Below are 1,672 nucleotides of genomic sequence, written 5' to 3' on the forward strand. Positions count from 1 at the left end.
ATCCATAGTATAACCTTTTAGTTATGAAACCAAAGGGTTATCGACCTGCCGAACCCGAACGCCTCGACGCGACCTTTGCTGCGCTGGCCGATCCCACACGCCGCGCGATCCTGGCGCGCCTGGCCTCGGGTCCAGCTTCGGTGATGGAACTGGCCGAGCCCTTCGCCATGTCGCAGCCGGCGATCAGCAAGCATCTGAAGGTGCTCGAGCGCGCGGGCCTGGTCTCGCGTGGGCGTGAGGCGCAGCGCCGTCCGTGCCGGCTCGAGGCCCAACCGCTGGAACTCGCCCGCGACTGGCTCGAGGCGTACCGGAAGTTCTGGGAAGGCAGCTTCGAGAGACTCGACGCCCTGCTGGACGAGATGAAAGCGCAAACGAAGGCGCCCAAAGGCCGCCCGCGCGGCAAACCATAAAGGGACCATCCATGAGCAATGCCGGAAATGAGCGTGCCCCCTCGCCTGCGGGGTTGGTCATCGAGCGGGCGTTCGACGCGCCGGTGGAGACGGTCTGGCGCGCGTGGAGCGAAGCCGCGTACCTGCAGCGCTGGTGGGGCCCGCGGGGGTTCACCCTCCCCGTCTGCGAGGTGGACTTTCGCATCGGCGGCCGAATCTTGCTGTGCATGCGTGGGCCCGATGCCGAGATCTGGAGCACCGGCGCCTACACGGAGATCGTGAAGCACGAACGCATCGCCTACACCAGCGCCTTCTGCGACGCGAAAGGAAGGATCGTGCCAGCGTCGAATTACGGTATGCCCGAAGGTTTCGGCACGGACATGCGCGTGACGGTGACCTTCTCTGGGGACGGCGGCAAGACGAATCTGGTCCTGCGGCACGAAGGGCTTCCGCCGTCGATGCACGAAAGCGCGAACGGCGGATGGAGCAGTTCTCTGGACAAACTGGCTGAAGCACTCACCTAAAGGAGCGGGAAGAACATGGACGTCAACGATTCGGTGGAGATCAAGGCCTCGGACCGCGAGATCGTGATCATGCGGGAGTTCGACGCGCCGCGCGAGCTGCTCTGGGAGGCCTGGACCAACCCGAAGCTGGTCGCGCAGTGGTGGGGCCCCGACGGCTTCACCACCGAGATTGAGACGATGGACGTGCGCGTGGGCGGGGTCTGGCGCCTGACCATGATCGGCCCCGACGGCAAGCGCTACCCCAACGCGAGCGTCTTCCAGGAAGTCGTCAAGCCCGAGCGCCTCGTCTTCCGGCACGGCGGCGGGAAGAAGGGCGAGTCCGCGAACTTTGACGCCTGCTGGACCTTCGAGGACCTCGGCGGGCGCACGCGCGTGACGATCCGGATGATCTGCGCCACAAAGGAAGAGCGCGACCTGATCGTGAAGACCTACGGCGCGATCGAAGGCGGCAAGCAGTGCCTGTGCAACTTCGCCAAATTCGTCGCGAAGCTTCAGGCCGAAGGAAGCCGCTGACCGTTGGCTTGGGCGGTGCGCCATGCCCGGAAACCCGTGGGCATGGTGCGGCCGAGCGCACAGGTGCACTTCCCTTTTGGGCTCGGCTGTTTTGTTGATGGCTCCTGGGCTTTTCAGGCCAAATTCCAAACAATCTTTACGCCTTATGTTAATTAATCGCCGAGAGCATTGCACTCGTGCAGATGTCAGGAACACCAATCACCAAATAGAGTTGCATCTGGCAATATTCCAAGGAGGAAAGCCGGG

At 63.5% G+C, this 1,672-nt stretch carries 3 protein-coding genes; all 3 read left to right on the forward strand.

The features are described from left to right. The first annotated feature begins 23 nt into the window (after positions 1–23). From KDH09_13990 to KDH09_14000, 3 genes are read left to right on the forward strand one after another with little or no spacing between them, the layout of a single operon-like run. The gene (locus KDH09_13990) at positions 24–410 is read left to right on the forward strand and encodes a winged helix-turn-helix transcriptional regulator (protein MCB0220807.1); all 387 of its coding nucleotides are present in this window, start codon (positions 24–26) and stop codon (positions 408–410) included. A gap of 11 nt (positions 411–421) precedes the next feature. After that, on the forward strand, positions 422–913 hold the full coding sequence (locus tag KDH09_13995) for an SRPBCC domain-containing protein (protein MCB0220808.1): 492 nt from the start codon (positions 422–424) through the stop codon (positions 911–913). A 15-nt stretch (positions 914–928) separates the two neighbouring features. Next, entirely contained in the window at positions 929–1,426 is a 498-nt protein-coding gene (locus KDH09_14000; protein MCB0220809.1) for an SRPBCC family protein, read from the forward strand. The last annotated feature ends 246 nt before the right edge of the window (positions 1,427–1,672 follow it).

This window comes from Chrysiogenia bacterium (assembly GCA_020434085.1).
Taxonomy (GTDB): Bacteria; JAGRBM01; JAGRBM01; order JAGRBM01; family JAGRBM01; genus JAGRBM01.

Excerpts from the sequence above, each read along its gene's own strand:
- KDH09_13995 (MCB0220808.1), top strand. The coding sequence starts at position 422 with ATGAGCAATGCCGGAAATGAGCGTGCCCCCTCGCCTGCGGGGTTGGTC.
- KDH09_14000 (MCB0220809.1), top strand. The coding sequence starts at position 929 with ATGGACGTCAACGATTCGGTGGAGATCAAGGCCTCGGACCGCGAGATC.
- KDH09_13990 (MCB0220807.1), top strand. The coding sequence starts at position 24 with ATGAAACCAAAGGGTTATCGACCTGCCGAACCCGAACGCCTCGACGCG.